We start from the raw sequence: 4048 nt of genomic DNA, 5'->3' as shown, positions 1-4048 counted from the left end.
CGAGGGGCGGGCGCCCGGCGGACGCGCGGATGACCCCCGACAGGGGCCTTGGGCCGAAGCGTGCCGACCGTCCGGGCAGAGCCTCGGCCCGGCCCCCGGCGACGCGGAAAAGCGTTTGTCTCGGCCCCGGCTCTCTGGCTAACATGGCCGCTGCGGCTGTTCGGCCGCTGGGCGGACTGCGGCCGTGACGGCCCCGCCGCCGCCCCTACATTCATTGACAGAGACATTTGCTTCAGGACTTTTCCACATGAAAACCGCGGTCATCATCCCCTTCTACCAGCGGGAGGCGGGGATCCTCTCTCGCGCGCTCGACTCGGTCGATGGGCAGATCCTTCCCGAAGGCCATAGCCTCACCGTCTTCGTCATCGATGACGAGTCTCCCGTGCCCGCCCGGTCCGAGGTCGAGGGGCGGCAGGGCAAGGTTCCCGTGCGGCTGATCGCCCAGAAGAACGGCGGTCCCGGCGCCGCGCGGAACGCGGGGCTCGACGCCGTGGCGGCGGAAGGTTTCGACCGTGTGGCCTTCCTCGATTCCGACGACATCTGGCAACCCACCCATCTTGCGGATGCGCTCGATCTGCTCGAGCGGGGCTACGACTTCCATTTCTGCGACCACCAGCGCACCGACGACGACATCACCTATTTCGAGCGCACCCCCGCCCTGCGCCGGATGCGCGAGGAGCGGCACGCGGGCGTCACCGTACTCGATGCCGAGGCGCCGGTCCTCGCCTTCGACCAGCCCTCCATCATGGCAGCTTCGGTCGATACCTACCTCAGCCAGACCTCGACCGTCGTGGTGCGGCAGAGCTTCGTCGAGACGCTGCGCTTCGACCCGCGGCTGCGGAACGCCGGCGAGGACCAGCTCTTCTGGCTGTCGCTGATCGCGGCCGGGGCCCGCACGGTCGTGTCCTGGAAGATGAACGTGCTCTGCGGCCGGGGCGTGAACGTCTATTTCGACGCCTTCGACTGGAAATCCACCAAGGTCGTGGACCGCACGGGCTACATGCTGATGTTCTTCCACACGGTCGGCCGGCGGCTCACGCTGACGGAGGCCGACCGCCGGACGGTGGCCGACCGCATCCGCCGCTATCGCCGCGCCTACAGCTACCTCTTCCTGCGCGCGCTCCTGCAGGGCCGGGTGCCGACGCTCTCGCTCACCTGGAAGCTCGCGGCGCTGGACCCGGGCCTCGTGCCCGCCATGCCGCTGCGGTTCCTGGCCGTGCTGCCCAACCGCGAGGCCGAGAGCCTGCAGTGGTAGACCGGGGCCTTGCGCCTCCGGCTCGGCAACCGGGCGCGGGCGCGCATGCCGGCCGCGGGCGGCGGATGGACCGATGCCCGGAGGCGGATGCCGGAGGGCTCCCCCTGATCCGAAGGCCGCCCCCTCTCCCGCTCAGGCCCCGCCCCCGGCCGGCGGGGGCCGCCTGATCCGCACGGGCGGGGTCAACGCGAGGCCCGGGAACGGTCCCCGCCGGGCGGGCCCGGCGGGAGAGCGGTCATTCCCAGATCTTCCAAGGGGCCTTGCCCTTCTCCCACAGACCCTGCAGCAGCGTCTTGTCGCGCAGCGTGTCCATGTTCTGCCAGAAGCCCTCGTGGCGGTAGACCGCGAGCTGGCCGTCGCGGACGAGGCCCTGCAGCGGCTCTTCCTCCCAGACGGTGGCATCGCCGTCGATATAGTCGAAGACCGAAGGTTCGAGAACGAAGAAGCCGCCGTTGATGGTCTGACCGTCCATCATGCTCTTCTCGCGCAGCCGGTTGACCCGCGTGCCTTCCGACAGGTCGAGCGCGCCGAAGCGGCCGGGCAGTCGCACGGCGGTGACGGTGCCCGCCACGCCCTGCTCCTTGTGGAAGGCCACGAGGCTGCCGATGTCGATGTCCGAGACGCCATCGCCATAGGTCAGGCAGAAGGCCTCGTCGCCGATATGCTCGCGGATGCGCTTGATCCGCCCGCCGGTCATGGTCTCGAGCCCGGTATCCACCATCGTCACGCGCCACGGCTCGGACACGGGACGGTGCAGCTCGATCTGGTTCGAGCGGACGTCGATCGTGATGTCGCTGTTGCGGTGGAAGTAGCTCAGGAAATAATCCTTGATCATGTGACCCTTGTAGCCACAGCAGATCACGAAATCGGTGATCCCGTGGGCGGCATAGATCTTCATGATGTGCCACAGGATCGGCCGTCCGCCGATCTCGACGAGGGGTTTCGGGACAACGCCCGTCTCCTCGCTCAACCGCGTTCCATAGCCACCCGCAAGCAATACGGCCTTCATGCAAATGCTCCTGTCAATCTTCGGTCGGAATGAAGCCCGGGCTCTGTCGCGGCGGTCCGGGCGGCCCGCTGAAAAGGGTCAGAGAAGCGTGTCTGCCACCTCGCGCGACAGTCGGCGGGCTGCCGGCCACTGCATGTGGAAGGCATCCCAGAAATCGGCATCGTCGAACGAGGGATCGCCGAAGAAGTCGAGAAGCCGGATCCCCCGGCTGCGCGCGAAGCTCTCGATCCGCTCGGTCGCCCGGGTGGTGGCCGGGTGGAGGTCGGAATAGCGCGGCGCGACCGGGGTCATCACCAGCGTGAAGGTCACACCCCGCGCCTCGAGGTCGCGGTTCAGCCCGTCGAGCGCCTCGAGGCAGGCGGGATCGAGCGCAATCTCGTCGTAGCGCAGGTCGTAGCCCACCTCGGTCGGCAGCATCGAGGGCGTCGTGCCATGCCGGTCGAGCCAGTAGCCGAAGGCATCGTAGGGCTTCAGCCGCTCAACCCGCCGCCGCGCCTGCAGGACGTAGCGGAGCGGGGCGAAATAGCGCATGTAGAACCAGGCTTCCGGCACACGACCGCGGACGTAGGAGGCCGCATCCTCGAGATCCATGATCCGCCCCTCGCCCGCGCAGGTGCCGTAGTCGGGCAGCGCGCTCAGCATCACCACCTGCGAAATCTGGGGATAGAGGTCGAGGTAGAAGCGGGTGAAGGTGCGGATCTCGTGCACCTGAAGATAGGCCGTGCCGCCGTTCACGAAGTTGCCCACCCGGCCATCGAACGGCGCGCCGTCGAGATGCTTCCAGGTGATGGAGGAACCGATGGCAAGGAAATCCACCGGCTCGGACCCGCGCTCGCGCAGATATTTCAGCTTCTCGTCGGTCGCGATGCTGCCGGAGATCGCGGGCGGCGGCATCTGGTCGGGCCAGATCGCCGCAGCCGCCGTGAAGGCCGCCGCTATTGCACCTGCCATCAGGACCATGCCTGCGGCGGCGGACAGAATATAACTTCTCATCCCAAGCTGCCTTCAATCCAAACAAACCGTGCCCGGCCTAGGGAAAGGCCCACCGACAAACCGGCGCCGGGTCACTCCGGGAAAGATACGCGCCCGCAGCCGCAGAGCGAGCGGTTTCTTGAGGCGGAGCGAAAAAAATTCGAGTCGGGAACAAAGCCCATGGTATCCTGCTTCCTATAGGCTCTACCCCAGGCTGCACCCGCATTTGCAGCTCCGTTTTTTTGATCAACGACTTGCGGCGACCCTGCCGCGACAGACATTTGATTCGAGGCGCAGTTTGACGATAGCGTTCGATTTCACCGTGACCACTGCCCGGATGGAGGACTTCCGCTCCATCAGCGGTGACGACAATCCCATCCACTTCGACCCTTCCTTTGCCCGCGACAGGGGATTCGACGGTCCCATCGTCTATGGCGGTCTGCTGATCGCCGAAGTGTCCCGGCTGCTCGGCACGGCCCTGCCGGGGCCCGGCTGCGTGTGGCAATCGCTGACGATGAAGTTCCGCCGGCCGCTTCTGGTGGGCGAGCGCGCACAACTCGAGGCTGAGGTGAAGCACGAGACGCCGCATCTCGGCATCCGGCTCATCCGCCTGACGATCTCGAGCGGCGGCCGGCGCATCGCCGAGGGCGAGGCCATGACTCTGTTGCCCGAACCGCAGTCTGCCTGCGAGGCGGCCGAGTGACGGGTGGGCTTCTCGTGACGGGCGGCAGCGGCGCCATCGGCGGCGCCCTCTGCCGGATCGCGGCCCGGCGGGGCCCGGTGTGGATCGGCTACGGCGCGGGGGCCGGACG

Annotated in this window: 4 protein-coding genes; 2 read left to right on the top strand and 2 right to left on the bottom strand. The window is 67.5% G+C overall.

The genetic code is table 11. From position 1 onward, the window contains the following. Positions 1-247: 247 nt before the first annotated feature. Positions 248-1255 carry a glycosyltransferase family 2 protein gene (locus A9O63_RS00235; protein WP_069330120.1) on the top strand — a complete coding sequence of 336 codons (1008 nt, stop codon included), beginning with the start codon at positions 248-250 and terminating at the stop codon, positions 1253-1255. Positions 1256-1490: 235 nt separating this feature from the next. Here A9O63_RS00235 and rfbF read toward each other — a convergent pair whose 3' ends face one another. Then, positions 1491-2264, bottom strand: a complete 774-nt coding sequence (gene rfbF, locus A9O63_RS00230) for a glucose-1-phosphate cytidylyltransferase (protein WP_069330119.1) — start codon at positions 2262-2264, stop codon at positions 1491-1493. 78 nt (positions 2265-2342) lie between these two features. Then, positions 2343-3257 carry a hypothetical protein gene (locus A9O63_RS00225; protein WP_069330118.1) on the bottom strand — a complete coding sequence of 305 codons (915 nt, stop codon included), beginning with the start codon at positions 3255-3257 and terminating at the stop codon, positions 2343-2345. A 277-nt stretch (positions 3258-3534) separates the two neighbouring features. Here A9O63_RS00225 and A9O63_RS00220 point away from each other — a divergent pair, with 277 nt between their 5' ends. Beyond that, entirely contained in the window at positions 3535-3939 is a 405-nt protein-coding gene (locus tag A9O63_RS00220) for a MaoC/PaaZ C-terminal domain-containing protein (RefSeq protein WP_084295483.1), read from the top strand. Positions 3940-4048: the final 109 nt, after the last annotated feature.

Source organism: Cereibacter johrii, assembly GCF_001720585.1.
GTDB classification, from domain to species: domain Bacteria; phylum Pseudomonadota; class Alphaproteobacteria; order Rhodobacterales; family Rhodobacteraceae; genus Cereibacter_A; species Cereibacter_A johrii.
The sequence above is the reverse complement of the archived record's forward strand: the minus strand, read 5'-3'. Positions and strand labels throughout refer to the sequence as shown.

Bases quoted from the DNA above. Each gene is read 5' to 3' on its own strand.
- A9O63_RS00235 (WP_069330120.1), top strand. From the start codon at position 248: ATGAAAACCGCGGTCATCATCCCCTTCTACCAGCGGGAGGCGGGGATC.
- rfbF (WP_069330119.1), bottom strand. From the start codon at position 2,264: ATGAAGGCCGTATTGCTTGCGGGTGGCTATGGAACGCGGTTGAGCGAG.
- A9O63_RS00225 (WP_069330118.1), bottom strand. From the start codon at position 3,257: ATGAGAAGTTATATTCTGTCCGCCGCCGCAGGCATGGTCCTGATGGCA.